Source organism: Sorangium sp. So ce367, assembly GCF_051520455.1.
GTDB lineage: Bacteria > Myxococcota_A > Polyangia > Polyangiales > Polyangiaceae > Sorangium > Sorangium cellulosum_B.
The window spans coordinates 1,078,734-1,101,579 of record NZ_CP150334.1 but is presented as its reverse complement, the minus strand read 5'-3'; the positions used below and the strand labels follow the sequence as shown (position 1 = coordinate 1,101,579).

The window sequence follows — 22,846 nt, the reverse complement described above, 5'->3', positions numbered from 1 at the left end:
GGCTTCGTCGCCCGAGGACGAGCGTGTTCCGGTGCCCTCAATGAATCCCCGTATTTGCAGCCCTTTTCAGCGGGGAAATTGAACAGGGAGGCGGGGAGACAGGGAGTATTTTGAATATTTCCCTCCCCGGTAGAGTAGCCCCCCGGACCGACGGGTCCGGGGGGCCCTCGCCAGATCCGGACAAGGAGATTTCCACCATCCGGCTCTTCCGCCGAGAGGACTCAGGGGGACGCCCAGAACTGGACGCGGGTCCTCGGCCTGGGCAGCGGGAAATCCCGCAGCAGGGTCTTGAATCGCTCCCAGTTCAGGTACGCACGCTGGCTCCGCCGGCATAGCCACTTGTGCCATGCCCGTTCGGCCTCACGGATCAAGAGCGCGAGGCTCCGAATGTTTCCGTTTACGCCGAAGTAGTTGCAGTGCCCGACGATGCGTCGTGTGAGCGCGGCGTGCTGCTCCTTGACCGGCAAGTGCCGATGGCGTCGGCAAAAGTCGGCGACGGCCGTGATGGCCCGTCGGAGGCGCGCCTTGCGTGTCTTCATGCCCGGCATCCATCGCCCCGATCGGCTTCGCCGCCAATAGTGCGTGAAGCCGAGGAAGTCGAAGGTCGCCGGACCCTCGCCCCCGGAATCCCGGTTGTCCGGGCGCCCGAAGGGCAGAAGGCGGGTCTTGTCCAGGTGCAGCTTCAGTCCGTACCGCTCGAAGCGTCGCGGCAACACCTCCATCATCCGCTTCGCGTCGTCCTCCCTTTCGAAGCCGATGACGAAGTCGTCGGCGTAGCGGATCAGGGTGGCCTTACCCATGAGCCGCGGTTGGACGTCGCGCTCGATCCACAGATCGAGCACGTGGTGAAGGTAGACGTTGCCCAGCAGCGGCGACAGGACCGAGCCCTGCACCGTCCCATCCTCCGGCACGGAGAACTCCGCGCCGTCGAGGACCCCTACATGCAAGCACTTGCCGACCAGCCGCAGCAGCGACTTGTCGGCGACCCGGGCCTGGAGCATCTCCATCAGCTTCGTGCGGTCGATGCTGTCAAAGAAGGACTCGATGTCGGCCTCCAGGATCCACTCCACCCCGCCGAGCAGCATCCGGTTCAGGGCGCGCAGCGCGTCGTGCGCGCTGCGACCGGGCCGAAACCCGTACGAGACGTCTCGGAAGACCGGCTCGTAGACGACCTCCAGTACCTCCCGCACCGCGGCCTGGACGATCTTGTCCTCGGTGCACGAGATGCCGATCGGTCGCGTCTTGCCCCGTTCCTTCGGGATGTGCACCCGTCGGATGGGCTGGTGCCGGTAACGCATCGACTTCATCCGCGCGTGCAGATCGCCAACGTTGCGCTCCAGGTCCTGCCCGTACTGCTCCTTCGTGATGCCATCCACGCCCACCGCTGCCTCGTTGCGGAGGCTGCGGTACGCTCGCTGCAGCGCTTCCTCGTCGATGAGGTGCGCCAGCGCGAGGAGGACCCCTTCCGGGTCTCGCTCCGCTCTCTCCCTTACCTTCAACAGTCCCGGTGACATGATGTTCGCCGTCATCGCAGCGCTCATGGTTCCCTCCTGAAGTTCCTCTCGACACGGGTCCCCTTTGCTCGACAGGCTCCGATGCCCTCCGTTCGCCCGCGTCGTCGCTCGTATGGGACCCTCCGACTCCCTCGTCTCCTTCGGCTTCGGCTCCGGTTCCCCTTGCTGTGGGCCTACCGCGAGGCGGATGCGCATTTCCTTGCGGAGCCCGCTGGGCTCGGCTGCGAGACACGGGCATCCGCGGCGTGTCTCGCCCCGGGGACGGATCACCGGCTCCCCGTCGTACCGGCGTTTCTCGTGGAGAGACGAGGGCCTCCCAGGTGCCTGGACCGTCCTCTTGCTGCGCGCCGCAGCCAACTACCCCGCCGGGTGCGTCCCCCTCCCGCCCTTGCGAGGTAGGACGCTGTTGCCTTCAGGCGAGAGAACACCCTGGGCACCCGGAAAGTGGAGGATTTCGTGGCTGGCATGCTGCGGCTCGCTCACTCACCTGCCTACGCATCGCCGAGCCCCTCACGAGGTCCGTCGCAAGGCTGGTTTCCGGCTGGTCGGGCGTGACCTTGGCCGGGCGGGATTCGCACCCGCTGGACAGCGAAACCCGATTTTCAGAAGCTACCGCTCACTCCTTTCCCTCGGGACCAGCCTTGCCTGGTCGCACTCTCCCCGCCTCCCTGTGAATCTTCCGAAGATCTTGAGGGGATGCTTCAGGTGGCCAGGGACAACTACGGCACGGAGCAACGCGAAGGGACCGTTCACGGCATCAGGTGGAGCATCGCCATCATCCCCAGATCCGCGTGATCGAGGATGTGACAGTGGAACATCCACATGCCGGCGCGGTCATCGAACGGGATGGCGATCCGCACGGCCTTTTCAGGCACGAGGTTGACGGTATCGCTCCATGCGCGCACCGGCGGCGCAGCGCCGTCGATGTCGAGCACCTGAAAGAAGAACCCGTGCAGGTGGAACGGGTGATCGTAGTTGGTGGTGTTCGTCAGCGTCCAGACCTCGACCGTGTTCGTCTTCGCAGAGAACATGAGAGAGCCGTCCGTCTGGCCGTTGATCCCGAGCACCGCTCCGTCGGCATCGCCCTGCTCCATGAACTCCACCGCCTGTCGTTGCGCGCCCGTGGTGTCGATCGAGGCGATCTCGGCCAGACGCTCGGGAAGCGTCGGTGCGCCGCTCCCCGGAGGCTCGTCGGCCAGCTCGAGACGCATGAGGTCCTTGGGATCCGCCTCGTTCGGCAGGTGGAATCGATTCGCGTCGAGCAGCGGGATCACCACCGGTTCGCCCTCGACGGGCATCACGTAGAGCTCCGCGCGCTCGCCCGGGGCGAGCGTCACCTCGTCCACGGGGAGCGGGCTCTCCGAGAGGCCCGCGTCTCCGCCGATCAGCACGAGCGGCTGGCCCGGCACGGCGAAGCGGAAGTAGCGGCTGCGCGCGGCGTTGACCACCCGCCAGCGCTGCGGAACCCCCTCCCGCGCCGCGACCGTCGGCACGATCTTCCCGTTGACAAGGACCGTCCCGCCCTCGCGCCCGAAGTAATCGCCGAACCATCCGCTCTCGTCGGCGGGGGTGAGCGAGCCGTCTTCCTCGACGCCGATGTCGCTCATCACGAGCAGCAGCTCGTCGCCGAGCGGCGCCTCCTCCGCGGCATCCTCGACAACGAACGCGCCGTAGAGGCCCGCACCGACCTGGGCGCTCGAGCGAAGGTGGGGGTGGTACCAGAACGTGCCGGCGTCCGGCACGGTGAAGGAGTACTCGAAGCCCTCGCCCGGCTCGATGGGCTTCTGCACGTGCAGCGTCCCATCCATGGCCGCCGGCACGCGCAGACCATGCCAGTGGATCGTCGTCGCCTCGGGAAGTTGGTTCTGGAACTTCACCACCACGCGATCGCCCTTCTTCGCGCGGATCGTCGGACCGGGGAGCATCCCGTTGTAGGTCCAGACCTCGGTCGTGAGCCCTGGGACCACCTCGATCGCGGCCACCCTGGCCTCGAGGTGCACCTCGACCACGTCGGGCGCGGGGTCGTGATCCTCGGCGTCCGGCAGCCGCAGCGCGTCGTCCCAGCCCGCCGGCTGCCGGAGATCCGGCGGCGCCTCTTCAGCGCCGCACCCCGCGAGCGGGCTCACGAGCGACAGGATGACAGCGATCTCTCCGGCAAAGCGTGCCGGGGACACGCATCCTTTGCGCCTTGCGCGGGGCAAGGCGCATCCGATCCAGCGCATGCGCCGCCCTCTGCAAGGCGCGATCCCTCACGGGCGAGCCGACCTGGGTTGTGTGGGGTGACCCCGCGGGCCGTGGAGTGAGCCTCGCCGCGGGACTGCACGGCGCGGGGGCTACCGCCCGAACGCGCCGATCGTGAGGGTCGCGCCGTCGTTGCGCGCCCTGGCCTGCTGGTGCGGCGCGTACTGGTGCTCGACCGGCGGGAGGCCGTCGAGCGAGGCGCCAGCGCCGATGAGCGGCGCGCTCGCGGCCGGCATGAAGTCGTGGTTTGCCGCCGACGCGAACGCCGGATCGACGCCGAAGATCGAGTCGTCCAGGCCGTCCACCTGCCCGATCACCTTCACCACCTCGCGGACAGGATCGAACGGCAGCCACCCGTTCGTCACCCAGTTCCCGGACAGGGTGAGGGCCCCGGCGGCCACGCCGTCGCGGTCCCCGAGGAAGGTGACCGCGCGGAGCTCGGTCGGCTCCAGGCTGCTGGCGAACACGTTGTTGCGGGCGTCGATCTGCTCGTCGTTGGTCGAGGCCTCGAACATCGCTGAGCGATCGTAGTCCTCGTAGTTGTCGTTCCTGACGAAGACGGTGTTGGAGAAGAAGTGGAGCGTGCCCTTCCTGTAGTACTCGGTCTCCCCGCTGTCCCCGCCGTAGTGGATCATGGACGCGCCGTAGCCGTTGCGCAGGAGCACGTTGCCGTAAATGAACGTCTCGTGGAACGACGGCAGCGCGACCGAGTCGGTCGCCTCCTGCGCGTCGACGAGGTCGATCAGGTGGGCGCCGTCCTCGATCCAGTTGTACCGGATGACGACGCCGGCCGAGCGCTCCTTGATGTTGTTGCCGTTGCCGCCGCGCGTGGGGCCGAAGCGGTTGAACTGGTAGACGACGTTCGAGGCCTCGTTGTAGACGTTGTGCTCGTTGTAATCCTCGAGGCTCCCGTTGTCGTGGATGTAGTTCGACTCGATGAGCACGTTCGTGGTCAGGATATCCCCGCCGGCCGTGCCGATGAAGAGGCCATTGGCGTTCTCGTGCACCTCGCAGGCGCGGATGGTCACGTGATCGCCGCGCTCCACGAAGATGCCGGCCGCGGGGTCCGAGTAGGCCGCTTCCGAGCCCGCCTTGTCGGTGAAACGGTGGGGGCGCGACGCGTTCTTGATCTCGAGGCCCTCGATCGTGATGTGGGTGGGCCCGAGCTCCCACGGGTCGTCGTGCTTGTGCCCGACGATGATGAGCCCCCGCACCTGGTGGCCGTCGAAGGGGAAATCGAGCTCGGGCCGGGTGGTCGCGTTTTCACCGTCGATCACCGGCAGCTCGCCGTTCGGCCCCGGGACGCCGCAGAGCCGGATGGGTTGCTCGGCCGTCCCCTGGCCCCCGAGCATGATCTTCTCGTGGTACGCCTCGGCACGCCAGAAGATGCGCACCGTGTCGCCGGCGACGAGCGATTCGAGCGGGACGTCGCCGATCGCCTCGAACTCCTTGCCAGGACCGACCTGGTAATCCTTGCCGCTTCCGACGTGGCTGCAATCGACGTGGATCGGCGGAATGTTCACGACGGGCGGAGGGAGCGGCGCCGGACCGCCGCCTGCCGCCGTTCCCGTCGTTCCGCCAAGCTCGCCGGTGCAACCTGCGGCGAGGAGCAATCCGGTCACGCAAGCTCGAACCCTCACAGAATTCTCCACGATATGGGCCATAAAAGCTCCACTGTAATTTTACAGATTGCGAGGCCTTCTCGCCTCAGTGCGGCAAGATGACACGTCGATGCACTTTGTCATGCGACCGGACATTGCTGTTGTCGCATCTTCCGCCCCCGAGGTAGCAGGATGTAATCCAGACTCGCGCTGGATGCCGCTTTCGCGAAAGGCTCGCCGACGGGGCGTTCCCTACATCGAATACATCGAACCATCTTCCTTACATCGAACCATCGATGATAACGGCGCTCCTGTGAGAAGAAGTTGAGCCGCCAAGGACGCCAAGAAGGGATTTTTCTCGCGCCTCTGAGGGTTCCTGGGGTCCTGTCGGCTCTCTTCGATCAACGGCCCTCGCTTCATTCGAGACGATGACGTAGGATATGCACAAGGTGCATGAGCTCCATGCGGCCTGTGAGCTGGATCCCACCGATGAGTTAGTCGATTATCCACGATGGATGGGGGCCCCGGTTCGGCGATCGCTCGATGCCAATCCCCGGCGGACGGCGAACACGCAGCACAGCGTGGCTCGATAATTCCCGGGAAAGTTCCCGGGAAGATCGCGTCGAGGCCCCTTCGATCCAGCCCGCTGTGTTCAGCGACCGCGCGAGGACTGAAGCCATGAAGCGAACGAAGCCTAGCGGCGTGAAACCCCTCGACGTTCTCGATAGATTCACCGCGCCAGGGCGGCGCGCGACGGCGCTCGCCGGCGCGATTGTCCTCGCGGCGTCCCACCTGCTCTCGGGCTGCGTCGGCGACCTCGGAGGCGACCGCGGCGGGTCGCCGAGCGCGAGCGGGCTGGTCGACGTCGCTCCAGCGGGGATGCGCCGGATGACACCGGCGCAGTTCACGAGCTCGATGCGCGACCTGTTCGGCGATCCGGGGCTCGAGCTCGACCTCGACCCGGACACGGGAGAGGTCGCCTCGCTCCTCGCCGTCGACAAGCTCAATGCCGCGGCGGAGGCGATCGTCGCGCGGCGCGCCTCGTGGGGGACACCGGTGTTCCCCTGCGACACGAGCGGCGCGGACGACGAGGCGTGCGTGGACGGCTTCGTGCGGACGTTCGGGCGCCGCGCCTTCCGGCGCACGCTCGACGAGGCCGAGGTCGCGATGCTCAAGGGCCAGTACGCCCGGGCGCGGGAGGAGCAGTCGTTCGAGGACGCCCTCCTCGTCGTGCTCGAGACCATGATCCAGTCGCCCAACGTCTATTACTTCGTCGAGCTCGGCCGCGGCGGGGACGGGAGCGAGCCGCTCGCCTCCGGCGTCCGCCCGCTCACGGGCTGGGAGCGGGCGTCGCGCCTGTCGTATTTCCTCTGGAACACGACGCCGGACGACGCGCTGCTCGACGCCGCGGAGTCCGGCGCGCTCGACACGGCGGAGGGCGTGCGCGCGCAGGCGGAGCGGCTCCTCTCGAATGACCGCGCCCGCGCCACGGCGAGGCGCTTCTTCGCCGATTGGCTGGAGCTCGACGGCACGAACAAGCACGCCTCGCTCGAGAGCGCGCCGAAGAGCCCCGAGATCTACCCCGAGGATTCACCCGCGCTGCGCGCCGCCATGCGCACCGAGCTCGAGGCCCTCGTGGAGCGCGTGCTCTTCGAGGGGGACGGCAGGTTCGAGACGTTGCTCACGACGACGGACGCCTACGTGAACGGGCCCCTCGCCGCGCTCTACGGGGTGGAGGGCCCCGCCGACGAGCGCACGTTCTCGTGGGTCTCCCTCCCCCGCGATCAGCGCGCGGGGATCTTCACGCGGGCGGCCTTCCTGAGCGTGTTCGGCAGCCTCGAGGTCAAATCGCCGATCCGCCGCGGCGCGTACATCCTGGAGCAGGTGCTCTGCCGCCCCCTCGGCCCGCCGCCCCCCAACGCGAGCGACGTGCCGGTCAAGGGCGGAGCCGTCCAGGAGAACGGCGAGGTGGTGCACAGGACGATCCGCCAGGACGTGGAGGCCAAGACGTCGAGCGGCGCCTGCGCGAGCTGCCACAGGACCATCAACCCGATCGGCTTCGCGTTCGAGCATTACGACGCGCTCGGGAGATGGCAGTCGCAGGAGGCGGGCGGGGACGCGCAGGCGCCCTACCTGCTCGACATCGACGCGCGCGGCAGCCTCCCTGCGCTCCCTCCGGACGAAGAGGGCGTGGAGGTCGACGGCGGCGTCGGGATGTCGGCGGCCCTCGCGGCGAGCCCCGCGGCGCGCGCCTGCCTCACGAAGCGCTTCTTCCAGACGGCGCTCCGGCGCGTCCCGATCGACCAGGATCTCGCGTCGATCGAGGCGGCCACACCGACGCCCGAGAGCGGCGGCAGCGTGCGTGATCTCATCGTCTCCCTCACGACCAGCAATGCCTTCTTGCACCTGCGCCAGATCGAGGAGTGAACTTATGAGCCGCGCCGCTTTCAGCCGAAGGAATTTCCTCCGCACCGCGACCGGTCTGTGCATCGCCCTGCCGCTGCTCGAGGCGACCCATGGGGACGTCTGGGCCGCGAACGGCAGGGCCAGGCGGTTCATCGTGTTCTTCAGCCACGGCGGCACGATCACGTCTCGCCACTCCTCCGGCGAGAAGGGGGATCCCTGGAAGCCGGGCGCCTGGAGCATGCTCGACCTCTGGGCGCCCGGCGGCGAGGGGTCGGCGCTCGAGGTCCTCGGCGAAGAGATGGCGCCGCTCGAGGCCCACAAGGGCGACCTCACCCTGCTCCGCGGCGTCGACGACGCCGCCGGGATGCTCCAGGGAGACTACGGCGGGCACCACGGCTGCTCCAACGCGACAGTGCTCACCTGCGCCGATACGACCTCGGGAGGCGACGACGCCAGGGCGCTCGGCCCATCGATCGATCAGGTCATCGCGCAGCGGCTCGCCGGCGAGAGCCCGGCGCCGTTCTCGTCGATCGATCTCATGGTCGACGGACACAACTACGGAGAGCCGCTGTACAACGCGGCGGGCGAGCAGGTGTCCAGCGAGAAGGACCCGACGAGCGCCTTCGACCGGCTCTTCCAGGACGTCACGGAGACCGGGGCGGGCCCGACGCCCGAACAGCTCCGGCTCCGCGCTCACCGGAAGAGCGTCCTCGACGGCGTGAGCGAGCACCTCGCTGCCCTGAAGGGGCGCGTGAGCGCGGCCGACAGGCACCTGCTCGACGCGCACGCCGAGCACATCCGGAGCCTGGAGAAGAAGCTCGAGGGCATCTCCAACCTGGCGGCCTGCACGAAGCCGGATGTCGGCGGAGCGCCCGTGTACCAGGGATATGGATCCTACACGGGAGGGGGAATCGAGGAGGCCGCGCCCCTGCTGGTCGACGTCCTCCTGCATGCGTTCCGGTGCGGTCTCACGCAGGTAGCCACCTTCCAGGTGGCCGACGTCCTGACGAGCTGGCTGCCCCAGCCCTACAGCACCGACCTCGGCCACAGCCTCGGCCACGCCGCCCTCGACGTCGGCCCGAGCGGCGCGGAGCCCGACAAGCTCGAGGACTGGCGCGCGACCATCCTCGCGAACCGCAACTGGCGTATGGAGCTCTTCGCACGCCTGCTCGACGGGCTGAAGAGCACCCCCGAGGGCGACGGCACGATGCTCGACAACAGCGTCGTGCTCTTCACGAGCGAGTTCGGGTGCGGCGGCGGGCACTCGCCCCGAGATATCCCCGTCCTGCTCGCCGGCAAGGCAGGCGGCAGGTGGCCGGGCGGCCGCCACGTCAACTACAACAAGCGCGCGAGCGCGGATCCCACCCAGTCCGACTACGAGACCGACGTCTCGATGCACAACGTCTACACATCGATCCTGCGCGCCTTCGGCTACGAAGACGAGCACTTCGGAAACGACACGGCGTACAGGAAGGGCCCGCTCGCGGAGCTGCCGTGAGAGACGTACGAGGCGCCTTCGGCGCGCCGTCTGCACCAAACCGCTTCCGCCCCGGCCACCTTGAACGCTCGGCCGGACGATTCCCACCCGGTCTCGCGGCTGGAAGCTAGCGGGCGATACGGCGACCGCCGAGCGCGGCCGAGCCGCTGCAAGGGCGCCGTCCGGCGATGCCTCTTGGACGGCTCGAACCAGCCTGATATAGATACCACCGAGGAGCAGCGCATGCGTCCAAGCGAACCGGTCCAGGGCGGCAGCGCGGTGGCTTGGGATGCCGGCGCGCACGCTCCCGTGCCGCATGAAGGTCGTGGACGTGTGGCGGCGCGCTGCTTACCGACGTACGAACTGCCCAGTACCAGGGCCAAGACACCGCGGACGAGCTCGCGTGCTTCGCGCGTGAGCCAGACGCCCACATGATCATGTCGAATCGTACGATCGCACGGAAGTACACGCTGGAACGTGAGATCGGACGCGGAGGGATGGGCGTCATCTGGGAGGCGTTCGATCAGGTGCTCCGGCGTCCGGTCGCCGTCAAGGTGATGACGCCCGAGCACCTCACCTCCGACACCGCGCGACGCCGCTTCGAGCGGGAGGCGATGGCGATCGCCCGGCTCCGGAACGAGCACATCGTGCAGATATATGATTACGGCATCGACGAGGATTGCCCTTACATCGTGATGGAGCTCCTCGAAGGCGAGGACCTCGAGAGCAGGCTCGCCCGGGAGCAGCTGTTCTCGCCGTCGACCACGCTCGCCCTGCTCCGACAGATCGCCATCGGCCTGGAGGCGGCGAGCTCCGCGGGGATCGTCCACCGCGATCTCAAGCCGGCAAACGTCTTCATCGCCCGGAAGGAGCCCGGCGAATGCGTGAAGCTCCTCGATTTCGGCGTGGTGTGGACGGTCTTCGAGGGGTCGGACGAAGACCAGCAGGCGGTGGCTGGCAGGACGATCGGAACGCCGGCGTACATGAGCCCCGAGCAGGTGCGCGCCGTCGTGCCGAACCATCTCAGCGATCTCTGGTCGCTCGGCGTCATGGCCTACAGGGCTCTCACAGGCCGGCTCCCCTTCACGACGAGCGGGATCGGGGAGCTGTTGATCAGCATCTGCACGGATCTATCCCCGCCGCCGTCGAGCGTCGTCCCCAGCCTGCGACCCGACTTCGACGGCTTCTTCGAGCGCGCGCTGGCGAAGGATCCGGCGCAGCGGTTCCAGTCCGCGCGCGAGTTCGTCGCGGCGTTCGCGGCGGTGAGCGAGGCCAGCAGCGGTCCCACCAAGATCCTCGTCGCCGACGATGAGCCCGACGTGGCGCTCATGATGAAGCTGCACTTCCGGCAGAAGATCCGCGACGGCGTCTACCAGTTCCTCTTCGCGGACAACGGGGAGTCCGCCCTCCGCGAGCTCCGGCGCCACCCCGATATCGACGTCATCCTGACCGACATCAAGATGCCCGTGATGGATGGACTCACGTTCCTCGGGCACGTCCCGGAGGTGAACCCGTTCGCAAAGACGGTGATGATGTCCGCCTACGGCGACATGGGGAACATCCGGTCCGCGATGAACCAGGGCGCATTTGATTTCCTGCTCAAGCCGCTCCAGCGCGCCGATCTCGAGGCGACCATCGACAAGACCAAGAAACAGGTCGCGGAGCTGCGGAGGAACGCGCGCTCGGACGAGGAGAACAAGGTCCTCCGCCAGTACACGAGCGCGGCGTTGGTCGAGCGGCTCCGGGCCATAGGGCCCACGATCGCGCTCGAGAGCGAGACCCTCATGGCCACGGTGGCGTTCGTCCACGTCTTCCAGTTCATCCCCGCCGCCAAGGCGATGCCGCCCGGAGAGGCCATGAGGCTGCTCAGGGCCAACTTCGAGATGATCGTCCCGGAGCTCCTGGCGAAGGGGGGCGTCGTGGACAAGTTTCTCGGCGACACGGTGATGACGGTGTTCCAGGGGCCGGATCATCTGTCGAGGGCGCTCAGCGCGTGCGTGGCCGTCCGCACGCAGGCGGCGGCGGTGGCGCACCGCGCCGGCAAGTGCTCGTCCTACATGCGGCGGATCTGCATCGGCCTCTCCACGGGGCAGGTGCTCTCCGGCAGCGTCGGCTCTCAGGCCTACGGGCGGCTCGACTACACGGTGCTCGGCGAGGCGGTCAACGCCGCCGCGCACCTCGCCAGGACGGCGCTTCCCGGGGAGATCCTCATCGATGCAGCGGGCCGCGACGCCGCGCAGGGGCTGTTCGACTTCGAGCCGGTGGACGCGAGGAGCCTCTTGCCGGGAGGTCCGCCCGTGAACGTTTTCAACGTGGTTCGCCGCGGTCCGGCCGCCTGCCTCGCAGAGGGCACGCCGACCGTCAGTGTTACCATGACGACCACCATGCGATAGGCCGAGCCTTGCCGACGCTCATCTACAATCCCGGCGGTCCTGAGGAGCAGGCCTTCTCCATTGGAGACATTGCCATCACCATCGGCCGCGCGGAGGATCAGGCGATCTGCATCCCGCACAGGAGCCTGTCCCGCAGCCAGGCGCGGATCGAGCCGTCCGAGGGCAGGTTCTTCATCGTCGACCTGCAGAGCAAGAACGGCACGTTCGTGAACGGCGCGCGGGTCCTGCGCAAAGAGATCCGGAGCGGCGACACGATCACGCTCGGCGATCTCGACCTGCTCTTCACGACAGACGGCGCTCCTTCGTCAAAGCCGTCGCTGCGACCGCAGGCGATCCGCCCGCTGACACACACCGTCATCAGCAAGCTCATGCAGGAGAGCGAGCGCGGCGGTCCCGGCTCCGCGCCGCGGGCGGAGGCTCGGCTGCAGATCCTGATCGAGGTCGCGAAGCTGCTCCCGGTCTCCGATGACATCAACACCCTGCTCCACAAGATCCTCGATCTGATCTTTCAGATCCTCGACGTGGACCGCGGCGCCATCCTGCTCGTCAACGAAACGACGGGGAAGCTCGAGCGGCGCGCCGTGAAGACGTCGCTGCCTTTGCCTGACGATGAGCCGATCTTCAGCCAAAACATCGTCGATTACGCGCTCCGCAAGAGCGTGGCGGCGCTCTTCGCCGACGCCGTTCTCGACCCTCGCCTCGACGCGGCGCGCTCCGTCGTCGCCCAGTCGATCCGCGCGTCGATGTGCGTTCCGCTCAAGCCCAAGGACGACGTCATCGGGGTGCTCTATGTGGACAACCGCAGCGCGACACATGTCTTCACCGACGCGGATCTGGAGTTCCTCGTCGCGTTCGCCAGCCAGGCCGCCGTCGCCGTGAAGAACGCGTCGCTGTACCGGCGCCTCGAGCGCGAGACGGTGGAGCGCATGCAGCTCGTGCTGGACGCGAAGCTCGCGTCGCTCAGCGGCGTCGTGGCAGGCATCGCTCACGAGATCCGCAATCCGCTGAATTTCATGAACAACTTCGCTGATATCGCCGCCGGCGTGGCCGAGGATCTGAGCGAGGAGCTGCGCGCGCAAGGGGAGCGGCTCGACCCTGGCGCGCTCGCGCAGATCGAGGAGAACCTGGGCCACCTGCGCGACAGCATGGCCCGGATCACCGAGCACGGCCGTCGCGCAGACGCGATCATCAAGGGGATGCTCCAGCACGCCCGGCGCCCGGCGGGCGAGCGGGCGCCGGCCGACCTGAACGCAGTGGTGGACGAGAGCGTGCGGCACGCGCGCGCCGGGGCCCAGGGCGGCGACGCCGACGCGCACATCGTCACGGCGTACGATCCGGCGATCGGCCCGGTGGAGATGGCGGCGCTCGACATGGGGCGGGTGTTCCTCAACGTGGTCGACAACGCGCTGTACGCGATGCGGCAAAAGAAGCGCGAGCGCGGGGCCAGCTACACGCCCGAGCTGAGCGTCCGCACCGCGGACCGGGCGGATCAGGTCGAGGTGCGCATCCGCGACAACGGGATGGGGATCCCGAAAACAGTCGCCGTGCGCATGTTCGAGCCGTTCTTCACGACGAAGCCGCCCGGCGAGGGAACCGGGCTGGGGTTGTCCTTGAGCCGAGAGATCGTGGTGCAGGGGCACCAGGGGACGATGCGGGTGGAGAGCGAGGAAGGGGAGTACACGGAGTTCGTGATCACGCTGCCGAAGGAGAGCCGCGGCGCTCCGCTTTCATAGGCGTGAGGCGCATCGCTCGACCGATGCCGCCGGGCAGCTCACCCCTGCTGCGCGCCGGCTCCGAGGATCTGCTCCATCGACCTTCCGACCTCGTAAGCGCTGTGGAGCGTGCTCAGCCCGATCGCGGCGATATGCCGCGGCTCGAGCGGCAGTCTGTCCACAAGCTCCTTGTAGATCGCATTGTGCTCAGGCTCGAGCGCCGCGTGCCGCAGGTAGGTCCGGAACGCCGTCCTGGGCAGGCCAGTCTTCGCGACGATCGAGTCCACCCTCTCGGGGGTCGGAGGCTCCGCTTCCACAACCGCGATATAGCCGAGAAGCGCGATCGGATGGTGGTGATAGATCCAGTAGTACTGCGAACCCACCATCGACGCGATCGTCGGCGGAGGGAGCCGATCGAGCACCTCGCGCACGTCGAGCCCTAGCGCCGCGAGGTCCTCCAGGATCCACTCATCATGGCGCCGCTCTCTCGGGATATGATCCGTGAAGTACTCCTGGAGACCAGCGACCACCGGATCGGCAGTGTCCATCGAGCTCAGCCGGCTGACCGCCGCCTCCATCAGCGGCACCGTCGCGCGCGCCATGCAGTGCATCCGGAACAGCATGACGGGGTAGAGCTCCACGAGCTGTGGGTGCTCCCAGAACCTGGCGGTCGCCTCCGCGAGCCGAGCACTGTAGAGCTGCCGCCGGGCTTCCAGTTGCTCGCTGATGCGCTGCATGGCTCGAACGCTCCGCGCCAGCGACGCCGCTCAGAAGGAGGCCGTGCGCATGCCGTCGCTGGCGTTGTTCTGAGCGACGCCATCGAGCTTGTTGAATATCGATGTCAACGCGCTTATCTCCTCGTGCGATAGGCTCTCGATCGTCGCCTGAACTTTGGGGTCCAGGTCGGACTCCTGATTCACGCTGCTCGGAAACAGGCCTGCTTTATACAGCACGTCGAAGTTACGCATCGTTGCCCCTTGCTCAGAGGTCCAGATTCATTCTCCACGAGCCGAACACTGTAGAGCTGCCGCCCGGCTCCCAGCTGCTCGCCGACGCGCTGCATGGATCGAGCGCTCCGCTCCATCGACGCCGCTCAGAAGCCACACACCTGCAGAAACGCCTGAGTATTGCTCTGAGCGGTGCTATCGAGCTTCTTGTACGCCGAGATCAGCGCGTTGATCTCATCGCTGGAGAGCCTGGCGATCGTGTCCCGCACCGTGGGATCGAGATCAGCTTCCTTTGTAACGGCGCTCGGAAACATGCCCGCGTTATATAGAGTATCGAAGTTGCTCATCAGGGGCCCCGATTCAAAATCAACGCTCTGTCAGCGATCTTACCTGGGAACGCTTCAAGCTGTCAAACAAAAAAAACCGAGAGTCGCGGTGTCCGTCGGATGTATCATCGACGGTAAACCGCCCCCCTGTCGCCGCCACTCCTCTACCGATCACGGAGGAAGGACCGCCTTGCAGACAAGAGACCCCTGGCGCTTCCCCCCGAGCCCCAAGATCGACCCTCTCGTCGATCGCGTGACGACCGCGGATGACGCCGAGCGCCGCGTGAGCGCCATCGCCACCCGTGTCCCGATCACCCGAGTGTCTGATCTCTCGCCGCTCGACAGGCTCCGCCTCCCGGTCTTCGCCGCCGTCACGCCGCTCGCGCGCGATCTGACGACACACCTCGGCAAGGGCCGCGACGCGACGTCGGCCCGCGTCAGCGCGCTGATGGAGGCTGTCGAGCGCGTCTCTGCGGAATCCATCCCGGAATCTTTGACGCTGCGCGCGAGCTTCCGTGACCTCGAGGGGAGCCTCTCGCCACCCGCCCTCGACCCCGCCCTCTTTGACCTCCCCGACGATACCTTGTACTCCGCCGAGCGCGCGATCACCTGGGTCGCCGGGCGCGAGCTTCGCTCGGAGACCGGCGTCCTCCTGGCGGCCGACCTGGCCGTGAGCCCTCCGACAGACGGCCTCCTGCGGGACGTGGATACCAATGGGCTCGCCTCCGGCAGCACCGTCATCGAGGCCGTCATCCACGCCCTGTGCGAGGTGATCGAGCGCGACGCGCAGGCCCAGGTCGAGTTCTTCGCGCTCTTCGGCGCTCCCGAGGCTCCGCCCCCGCCGCTCGCGCAGATCGATCCGACGACCTTGCCCGACAGCGCTCGGGGCTGGCTCGATGCTCTGGCCGCGCATGACCTCCACATGGTCGTCCACGACATCACCAATGATATCGGGGTCGCAACGTTCTGGGCCGTCCTCACCGACTCGCGCTTTCCGACCGCCGATGGTGTCGCCACCCGGACCTTCAGCGGCGCGGGGACCGCTCCAAGGGCCGAGGTCGCGCTGCTGCGCGCAATCACCGAGGCAGTGCAGTCACGCGTCGGCGTCATCCACGGCGCGCGCGACGCATGGAACTTTCTGCCCGCAGGCCGGCGCGCCGAGAGTCGCACCATCCGCCTGCGGCAGCTGCTGTCGATGAAATGGAGGCCGTTCTCGGCCGTGCCGTCCTTCGCCTCCACGGATCTCCGCGACGACCTCGCGTTCCTGCTCTCCCGCCTCGCGGACGCGGGCATCGAGCGCGTCATTGCCGTCGACCTCACGCGGCCCGACATCGGCATCCCGGTCGTGCGCGTCCGCGTGCCCGGCCTCTCGCCGTTCCTCGTCAACCGGCGGCGGGTGGGCGAACGCTGCCTACGCCATCTGCTGTGGCCGTAGCTCGTTTCTTATGGTCCCTCCCTGTGTTATGACGCGCCGCCGCGGCGACGAGCCAAGGACACCCTATGCCCACCATGCCGGATGCACCCGTCGTGTACATCGGCCCCACGATCTCGCGTCGGGACGCGGAGGCGGCGCTCGCTGGGGGCGATTTTCGCCCGCCGGTGGCGCGCGGGGACCTCTATGCCGCCCGGCAGCACGGGAGCTCCGTCTTCGTTATCATCGACGGGGTCTTTTCCCAGCAAGAAGCGGTGTCGCCCCGCGAGATCGTCGACGTCCTCCGGGATGGGGCGGTGGTGATCGGCGCCTCGAGCATGGGGGCCTTGCGAGCGGCCGAGTGCTGGCCGCTCGGGATGCGAGGGATGGGGGCGATCTATCGCCTCTTCCGCCGCAGCGCGCTTGGGTCCGATGATGAGGTCGCGGTGCTCATGGATCCCGACGACGGCCACCGCGCGCTGACCGTAGCGCTCATCAACGTTCGCCACGCGGTCTCGATGGCCGTCCGCGCCGGACGCGTCGACCGCGCGACCGCGGACAGGATCATTCGAGCCGCCGTCGACCTGTACTACGCGGATCGAACATGGAGCGCCATCCTCGGGCGCGCGCGCGTCTCGGATCCTCACGGACACATCGAAGCGTTCCTCGCAACCCACGATCTGAAGCGCGACGACGCCCTGAGGGCGCTGCGCGGCACCGCCCGGCGGATCGCGGCGGACCCCGGCGCCCTCGCGCGACGGCGCCTCGGTCCCGCATCCTTCGCGCGAACCGAAATCCACCGCGAGCGAGCGCACGACGCCCTCGGCGGTGCCGAGCCACGGCTCATGAAACGAGCGTTGGCTCGCTGGCAGCTCCTCGGCGGCCGCTACGTCGACCACCTGCTCCCCGTCGTGGTCGCGCGGCGCGGGGAAGAGCTGTGCCGCCGTATCGAGATGGCGGCGCCGCGCGCGGCGCTCCTCCTTGGCGCGCTGCGCCTGGGCGCGGCGCCGCCAGGCGCTCAGGCGGATCCCGGCAGCGGCGCGCTCGTCGCGCCGACCGCGCTCCGCATTGCCATGATGGAGATCTGGATGGCGTTTATCGCCGCCGAGGAAGAGTTCGCAGAAGCCCTGTGGGACGAGCTCACGATCTCCGGTGGGCTCGACGCCGAGCTCTTCCGGTGGCGCGCCTTTCGCGAAGCGGAGCTCGATGCGCGACGACGCGGGCTCACGATCCGGCCGCGCGATCGCCAGCTCGCCTCAACAGCGATGCTCGCCGCCCACGGCTTTGCTGGTTGGCTCGACCTGCGGCAGGCGGCGGAGAAGACGGCCTACGGCCTTGGCCCTTTCGTCGAGCACCGCGACCGTATCGCCCTTTCGCTCCGATCGCGCGAGCGGATGTTCAACCCTCGCTCGCATAGTGACCGATGAACGGTGCGACCTCGCGAAAGCCCATCGTCGCATAAAGGGACTTCCCGGCCTCGGTCGCATGTAGCGCCATGCGCTTCGGGCCCTTCGCGAGCGCCGCCTGCTCGAGGGCGTGCCGCATCACGGCCTCTCCGTAGCCACGCTGCTGGTAGGCCGGTAAGGTCGCGACCAGGCCGACATAGTGGCACGATTCGAGGGACACGACGGTTGCGGTCGAGACAGCTTTCCCGTCCACGATGGCGAGATAACCGAACGCGGCGTCGGGCCACATCGATGGGTAGTTCACCGCCTCGATCCCCCACTCGTTCGGGATGCCATAGGCCTCGGCGTTGACGGTCCCCACCGACCGCCGCGTGTGCTCGTCGCGGACTCGCACATATTCCACGTTCGGCAGCTCATGCTGCGGTACCGCGAACGAGTCCGCGACCATGCCGGTCATCGGCTCTGCGTGCGGCAAGCCTTGCTGCGCGAATATCTCCGGAGCGCGCTCGCGGAGCTCCGGAGGCAGCATGTCTGGGCTCACAAACAAGAGCCAGCCATGCTTCAGCCCGCTGGCGCAGGCGAACGTCGCGCGGATACGGGCGACGAGATCGACCTCGTCGTCGACCGGGGTGTCGAAGAACATCAGGTTACAGATCGGCCACGCGTGGTTCATCCACCTGGCCACGACGCCGGGGGCCGGCCTGCTGACGCTGCCGTCGGGCGAACGCTCTGCCCAGAAGGACCACGCGTCGATAAAGAGCTGATTCGATTCGAGCACTCGGCTGTCAATCATGGCGTCGTCTGATCGCTCTCGCGGTCTCCAAGGAGGGAGGTTGATTCACCCCTGCCGGGCCTGCGCGGGCTGCGCAGTCCACGCTCACACGCCCCGCGCGAGCGCCGCGAGCTCAGCCCTGGCGCTCTTCGCTTCTGCTGTTTCCAGCCCGTCGGCGATGTCCCCCGAGCGCGCCGCCGCCAGCTCGCGCGCGTGCCCCGCTCGCCCGTGCGCTCTCCAAAAGCGACAGAGGCTGTGGAGGGCGCGCAGCTCCAGGGCGACGGAGCCCTGCGCTCGAGCGAGGTCGAATGCCGCACGGAGGTACGCCTCCGCTTCGTCAACGCCGCCGCCTGCGCCGAGGGTCGCCTCGCCCTGGATGCGCATCAGCTCGGCGCTCCAGAGGCGCACCAGCGATTTCTCCGCGATTTCGAGCCCGCGCCGCGCGACCTGCCGCGCGTCGTCGAACCGCCCCTTCTCGAGGAGCATGTCGCCGACGATGCCGAGGAACAGTGTGTGCGCCACACCGGCGTGCTCGTCGACCTTGCGACGGAGATCGTCGAGCGCGGTGCCCTCGAGCGCGGCGTCGCCCGCGGCCCAGGCGAGGAAGAACTCGGCCTCGACCCTCCAGTACGGGAAGCAATGCTTATCGCAGAGCGCTATCGCATCCTGGATATAGCGACGCATCGACACCCGGTCGCCGGTGTAGAAGAACAGCTCGGCTCCGATGAAGATGAGCGCGCACGTCAAGGTGTGGGCGTGCCGCAGCTCACGCGCGAGCGCGAGCGCCTCTTCCCCGCGCGCCAGCGCGTCCTCCGTCCGGCCGCGATGCCAGAGCACGAGCGCGCCGAAGCAGAGCGCGAGCACCCGCAGATCGCCGCCGGTCACGGAAAGGTAGAGTCGTTCGTCGGGCGGGCACAGGGCGAAGGCCTGATCGAGCTGCGACAGCGCGCTCCGGAAGTCGCCCAGGAAGAAGTTCTGCGAGCCCAGCTCGAACTGCGAGACGGCGAGCAGCGCCGGCTCCCCGGACACCTCGGCGATACGCTGGAGGAGCTCCGAAAGGCGGACCGCCTCGCGGAGGTTGCTCATCACGTGATGGTGGAGGTGCAGCCCCACCAAGGCCCAGAACACCTCTGGGTTGTTGTCTGCACGCTCGCAGAGCGCCTGCGCGCGGGCATACGCGCGCTCGACGACGGGATCCGTATAGCCGCGGACGGCGATGAGCGCGGCGCCGTGCGCGAGCTGCATATCGATCTCGATCCGTTCGCGCGCTGGCATATGGGCCAGCGACTCGAGCAGCGCCAGACCCCTGCTGAGGTGGGCGGCCGCCTCGACGTGCGCCGAGCGCTGGTTGGCGAGGTGGCCGGCCTTGCGCCACTGGTCGACAGCGCGCTCCTCGAGATCTCCCTCGGCGAGATGGTGCGCGAGGAGCTCCGGCCTTGCTTCGACGACCTCCGGGAGCGTCTCCTCGAGCGCCTTCGCGATCCTCGCGTGCACCTGCTGCCGCGACCGCTTCAGCATCGAGTCGTACGCCGCGTCGCGGATGAGCCCGTGCTTGAACGTGTACGCGGCGCTCTTCAGCCGCCGCTTCCTGTACACGAGCTCCGCCGCCAAGAGCCTGTCCAGATCCTCTTGCGCCTCTGCCTCTCCGAGCGGGCTCACCGCCTGCAGCAGCTCGAACGTGAACTCCCGCCCGATCGCCGCCGCGATCTGCGCCGTCTCCTTGGCCCGGCCGAGGCGATCGAGCCGCGCCATCAGCGAGTCGCGAAGCGTGGCGGGTATCGCCAGCTCCGAGAGCGGCTTCACCAGCGCATAGCGCTCCTCGTTCTTCACCTCGACCAGCGCGCCGGCCTCGATCATCGCCAGGACCAGCTCCTCCACGAAGAGCGGCACACCGTCGGTGCGGCCCGCGACGACATCGAGCACCTCGGCCGGGAGCGCGCGGCCGCCGATGACCTTCATGGCCATCTGCTCGACCTCCGGCCGGCCGAGGCGCCCGAGCTGGATCTGCAGCACCGCAGCCGGCGACCACGACGGCGCGAACTCCGGCCGCGCCGTGAACAGCGCGAGCACGCGGGACGAGCCCACCTCGCCGACGAGCTGGCCGAGCAGCTCGAGCGTGCTCGGGTCGGCCCAGTGCAGATCCTCGATGAAGAGCGCGACCGGCTCCCTCTCGGCCATCTCGAAGAGCAGCGAGAGCACGGCGTTGCGCGTCAGCTCGCGCTGCTTCTGGGGCGAGGCGTCGAGCGGCGCCCACGTCCCCGGCAGCGTGAGCGACAGGAGCGACGCGAAGAGCGGCATCGCCTCGGACAGGTCGAAGCCGTGGAGCGAGAGCAGCGCCTCCAGCTTGTCCGCCCGATCCTCGGGCTTTGCCTCGCGGCGCGGATCGATCAGGCGCTCGAGCAGGCTGACGATGGGGTAGAACGCGCTGTTCGCGCTGTCCGGCGTGCAGCGGCTCTCCAGCCAGCTGTGCGCCTCCGCATCGATCCGCTCTTCGAGCTCGCGGGCGAGGCGCGACTTGCCGATACCCGGCTCACCGGTGATGAGGACGGCCTGGCCTCCGCCGCTGTGGACGTGGCCCCAGCGCTCCAGCAGCGTGTCAAGCTCCCGCGCGCGGCCGACGAGGGGCACATCTCGGAGCCCGCCGGACACGCTCCCGTCCCGCAGATGGAACACCTCGACCGGCGCTTCGGAGCCATCGAGCGAGCGGGAGCCATCCTCCTCCAGCGCGAAGTGCTTGCGGAGCAGCCGCTGCGTCTCACCGCTCACGACGATGCCGCCGGGCTCCGCCGCCGCGCTGAGCTGGGCGGCCAGGTTCGGCGTCGTCCCCACGACGTAGCCGAGGCCGGCGACCTTCAGATCGCGCACCTCACGCGCGATCACCAGCCCGGTGTGGATCCCGATGCGGAGATCGATGCGGATCTTGCGCTCCGCCTCGACCGCCTCTCTTCGCCGGCGCAGATCCGCCGCCATCTCACGCGCCGACTCGGCCGCGCGGCGCGCGGCGTCCTCGCGCGCCGTCGGGTAGCCGAAATAGAACAGCACGCTGTCGCCGAGCACGCCCGCGACGTGGCCGTGGAAGCGGCGGGCGATCATCGTGCACGCCTCCTGCTGGAGGCCGAGGAGCTGATCGAGCTCCTCCGTGTCCACCTGCCCCTGCGCCGTGCTCGACGCCGCCAGGGTGCAGCAAACGGCCGTGATCTGGCGCCGCTCGCCCTCCACCAGCTGCTTGGAGCGCCCACCGTCGGCCAGCTGCCTGGCGAGCTCCACCGTCTCCGTCAGCATGTCCGGCGCGACCCGCTGGAGGCGCACGGGGGCGCTCCTCGATCGCAGCCCGCTCACGTCGCACTCCTCGAGCTCGCGCAGGAGCCCCTCGGTGGTGACGTTGCGCGCCGCCGCGTCCTTCGCGGTCGCGCGTCGGAGGATGTCCCCGAGCGGATGGTCGACGATGGTCGCGGGGATGGCGACGGGATCGGCGGACAGCTGGTTGAAGATCACGTCAGCCGCGGTGTCGCCCGCGATCACGCGCTTGCCGGTCAGGCACTCGAGGAAGACCAAGCCCCAGGCATAGAGATCGGTGCGCGGCGTCGGAGGCTGGCCGCGGAGCTGCTCGGGCGCAGCGTAGGCGGGCGTGCCCACGGACTCGTTGGTCAGCGTGAGCCGCGTCTTCTCCTCGCGGCTCGCCTCCTCCGTGAGCGCGCCGATACCGAAATCGAGCACGAGCACGTTGCGCCGGGCGCCGGTGGGGATGACCATGAGATTCGCGGGCTTGAGATCCCGGTGGATCACCCCCTGCGCGTGCGCGCAGCCGAGCGCGTCGAGGATCTGCAGCATGAAGTGCCGCGCCTCGCGAGGATCCAGCGGGCCCTCCTCGGCGAGGACCCGGGCGAGGTCCTTGCCAGGCGCGAACTGGAAGACCGAATAGACGACGTCCTCGTCCGCCTGCCCCGAGTCGATAAGGCTGACGATGTTCGGATGGTGGAGCTGCCCGCAGAGCTGCATCTCGCGCTTGAAGCGCGCGACGCGCTTCTCGCGCGCCTGCGCCGCGCCGCTCGATCCGAGCTGCAGCACCTTGATAGCGACGCACTGGCCCGTCGCGAGCTGCCGCGCCTTGTAGACGGTGCTGAAGCCGCCCTCGCCCAGCTCGGCGAGAATCTCATAACGGTCCCCGAGCACCGCGCCGATCTTCTGTCGAGAGTCCAAGCTGCCCCTGCCTTTGCGTGGCGCGCACTACCACGCACACCACATTCTCTACCTACAAGGAATCTTGTTCGCCTCGCAACCGTTTTTTTTTTACAGTAGCCTGGCCTCTCGCTTCCGCTTTGGCCCGCCCGATCCGCCGGGAACGTCACGTGTTTCCAGCTGTTTGCGTTCGCTCGTCGGCGCAGGAGCGACTTCTGCAAGAGTGGCTCCCGGTCGCGGCGAACGCGCCCGAGCCCCTGACCCAGGGCGTCGAGCGCACTGGGCCAGGCATGCGCGTTCACGCACTTGAGCCCGGAGAGCAGGTCGATGAGGTGGAGCAGCCGCCGGCCCAGCCAGCGCAGCCCGCGCAGCAGGCCCGGCGCGCAGCGCCCGAGTCCGAGGCGACCAGGTGCCCACGGCCCTGCTCTCCGGTGCGCAGCGGCCTGCTTCCGACGAGCGCG

The 22,846-nt window shown here is 68.2% G+C and carries 13 protein-coding genes; 6 read left to right on the top strand and 7 right to left on the bottom strand.

Features of this window, described 5'->3' with window-relative positions:
• Window positions 1–221: 221 nt before the first annotated feature.
• The 3 genes from ltrA to WME97_RS04165 form a co-directional block, all read right to left on the bottom strand.
• Window positions 222–1,541, bottom strand: a complete 1,320-nt coding sequence (gene ltrA, locus WME97_RS04175; protein WP_437545495.1) for a group II intron reverse transcriptase/maturase — start codon at window positions 1,539–1,541, stop codon at window positions 222–224.
• A 722-nt stretch (window positions 1,542–2,263) separates the two neighbouring features.
• Window positions 2,264–3,688, bottom strand: coding sequence for a multicopper oxidase family protein (locus WME97_RS04170; protein WP_437549666.1), 1,425 nt, complete (start codon window positions 3,686–3,688; stop codon window positions 2,264–2,266).
• 159 nt (window positions 3,689–3,847) lie between these two features.
• Window positions 3,848–5,278, bottom strand: a complete 1,431-nt coding sequence (locus WME97_RS04165; protein WP_437549665.1) for a right-handed parallel beta-helix repeat-containing protein — start codon at window positions 5,276–5,278, stop codon at window positions 3,848–3,850.
• Window positions 5,279–6,034: 756 nt separating this feature from the next.
• On the opposite strand from WME97_RS04165, the gene WME97_RS04160 reads away from it, so the two are divergent.
• The 4 genes from WME97_RS04160 (at window position 6,035) to WME97_RS04145 (ending at window position 13,365) form a co-directional block, all read left to right on the top strand.
• Complete coding sequence (locus WME97_RS04160; protein ID WP_437549664.1) at window positions 6,035–7,783, top strand: DUF1592 domain-containing protein; 1,749 nt, start codon at window positions 6,035–6,037, stop codon at window positions 7,781–7,783.
• Between the two features lie 4 nt (window positions 7,784–7,787).
• Window positions 7,788–9,260 (top strand): DUF1552 domain-containing protein, encoded by a 1,473-nt coding sequence (locus WME97_RS04155; protein ID WP_437549663.1) that lies wholly within the window; start codon window positions 7,788–7,790, stop codon window positions 9,258–9,260.
• Between the two features lie 416 nt (window positions 9,261–9,676).
• Entirely contained in the window at window positions 9,677–11,632 is a 1,956-nt protein-coding gene (locus WME97_RS04150; protein WP_437549661.1) for a protein kinase domain-containing protein, read from the top strand.
• Between the two features lie 8 nt (window positions 11,633–11,640).
• The gene (locus WME97_RS04145; protein ID WP_437549660.1) at window positions 11,641–13,365 is read left to right on the top strand and encodes an ATP-binding protein; all 1,725 of its coding nucleotides are present in this window, start codon (window positions 11,641–11,643) and stop codon (window positions 13,363–13,365) included.
• Window positions 13,366–13,403: 38 nt separating this feature from the next.
• Here WME97_RS04145 and WME97_RS04140 read toward each other — a convergent pair whose 3' ends face one another.
• Both WME97_RS04140 and WME97_RS04135 read right to left on the bottom strand, forming a co-directional pair.
• Window positions 13,404–14,081 carry an iron-containing redox enzyme family protein gene (locus WME97_RS04140; protein WP_437549659.1) on the bottom strand — a complete coding sequence of 226 codons (678 nt, stop codon included), beginning with the start codon at window positions 14,079–14,081 and terminating at the stop codon, window positions 13,404–13,406.
• A gap of 30 nt (window positions 14,082–14,111) precedes the next feature.
• Window positions 14,112–14,312 carry a hypothetical protein gene (locus tag WME97_RS04135; protein WP_437549658.1) on the bottom strand — a complete coding sequence of 67 codons (201 nt, stop codon included), beginning with the start codon at window positions 14,310–14,312 and terminating at the stop codon, window positions 14,112–14,114.
• Window positions 14,313–14,498: 186 nt separating this feature from the next.
• On the opposite strand from WME97_RS04135, the gene WME97_RS04130 reads away from it, so the two are divergent.
• Window positions 14,499–16,052, top strand: a complete 1,554-nt coding sequence (locus tag WME97_RS04130; protein ID WP_437549657.1) for a YcaO-like family protein — start codon at window positions 14,499–14,501, stop codon at window positions 16,050–16,052.
• 74 nt (window positions 16,053–16,126) lie between these two features.
• A complete protein-coding gene (locus tag WME97_RS04125; RefSeq protein ID WP_437549656.1) occupies window positions 16,127–17,455 on the top strand; it encodes a TfuA-like protein in 1,329 nt (442 codons plus the stop codon).
• On the opposite strand, the gene WME97_RS04120 is transcribed toward WME97_RS04125, so the two are convergent.
• Window positions 17,427–18,227: a GNAT family N-acetyltransferase gene (locus WME97_RS04120; protein ID WP_437549655.1), complete on the bottom strand. Its 801-nt coding sequence runs from the start codon at window positions 18,225–18,227 to the stop codon at window positions 17,427–17,429. The two genes, WME97_RS04125 and WME97_RS04120, sit on opposite strands and share 29 nt — an antisense overlap.
• Window positions 18,228–18,311: 84 nt before the next feature.
• Window positions 18,312–22,406 (bottom strand): TOMM system kinase/cyclase fusion protein, encoded by a 4,095-nt coding sequence (locus WME97_RS04115; protein WP_437549654.1) that lies wholly within the window; start codon window positions 22,404–22,406, stop codon window positions 18,312–18,314.
• Between the last annotated feature and the right edge of the window lie 440 nt (window positions 22,407–22,846).

Coding starts and splice junctions, on each gene's coding strand:
- ltrA (WP_437545495.1), bottom strand. CDS start 1,541: ATGAGCGCTGCGATGACGGCGAACATCATGTCACCGGGACTGTTGAAG.
- WME97_RS04160 (WP_437549664.1), top strand. CDS start 6,035: ATGAAGCGAACGAAGCCTAGCGGCGTGAAACCCCTCGACGTTCTCGAT.
- WME97_RS04155 (WP_437549663.1), top strand. CDS start 7,788: ATGAGCCGCGCCGCTTTCAGCCGAAGGAATTTCCTCCGCACCGCGACC.
- WME97_RS04150 (WP_437549661.1), top strand. CDS start 9,677: ATGTCGAATCGTACGATCGCACGGAAGTACACGCTGGAACGTGAGATC.
- WME97_RS04140 (WP_437549659.1), bottom strand. CDS start 14,081: ATGCAGCGCATCAGCGAGCAACTGGAAGCCCGGCGGCAGCTCTACAGT.
- WME97_RS04135 (WP_437549658.1), bottom strand. CDS start 14,312: ATGCGTAACTTCGACGTGCTGTATAAAGCAGGCCTGTTTCCGAGCAGC.
- WME97_RS04125 (WP_437549656.1), top strand. CDS start 16,127: ATGCCGGATGCACCCGTCGTGTACATCGGCCCCACGATCTCGCGTCGG.
- WME97_RS04120 (WP_437549655.1), bottom strand. CDS start 18,227: ATGATTGACAGCCGAGTGCTCGAATCGAATCAGCTCTTTATCGACGCG.